At 54.1% G+C, this 543-nt stretch carries 1 protein-coding gene; it reads right to left on the reverse strand.

Annotated elements, in window-relative coordinates:
* Window positions 1–203: 203 nt before the first annotated feature.
* On the reverse strand, window positions 204–449 hold the full coding sequence (gene tusA / locus FDX22_RS24480; protein WP_005121576.1) for a sulfurtransferase TusA: 246 nt from the start codon (window positions 447–449) through the stop codon (window positions 204–206).
* Window positions 450–543: the final 94 nt, after the last annotated feature.

Genomic DNA, 543 nt, shown 5'->3' on the forward strand with positions numbered 1-543 from the left:
CTCGTCACCACGCTGCTCGGGATAACCGGACTGTGGCTGGCGGTACTGGCAGATACGGGGGCGACGGTACTGGTGACTGCTAACGCGCTGCGGTTGTTACGTAAAGGATAGTTTTTGCCGGATGACGGCGTTGCCCTATCCGGCCTACGGGTTACACGTTCTTTGTTTGCCGGATAAGCGTTAGCGCCATCCGGCAAACAAAACTACTGACCTTTACGCAGCAGATAGCGGTACGGCAGCGAGTCGGTCTCTTTAGCCACCAGCTCATGCTCCATAAAGGTACAGAAGCCAGGAATATCGCGGGTTGTTGCCGGATCGTCGGCGACAATCAGCAGTGTTTCACCGGCCTGCATGCCACGTACGGTTTTACGCACCATCATCACCGGTTCCGGGCAGCGCAGTCCCTGGGCATCAAGAGTATGGTCGGGAGAGGTAAACAGATCGCTCATCGTAGTCTCGTTCATTCAAAAACGGCGTTATTTTACGCTCTGTTGTGGCGTAAGCCAATCAGGTTAACGATTGCGTGAAAAACAACCATTGCAA

Origin of the sequence: Citrobacter sp. TBCS-14 (assembly GCF_005280805.1) — a bacterium.
Taxonomy (GTDB): domain Bacteria; phylum Pseudomonadota; class Gammaproteobacteria; order Enterobacterales; family Enterobacteriaceae; genus Citrobacter; species Citrobacter gillenii.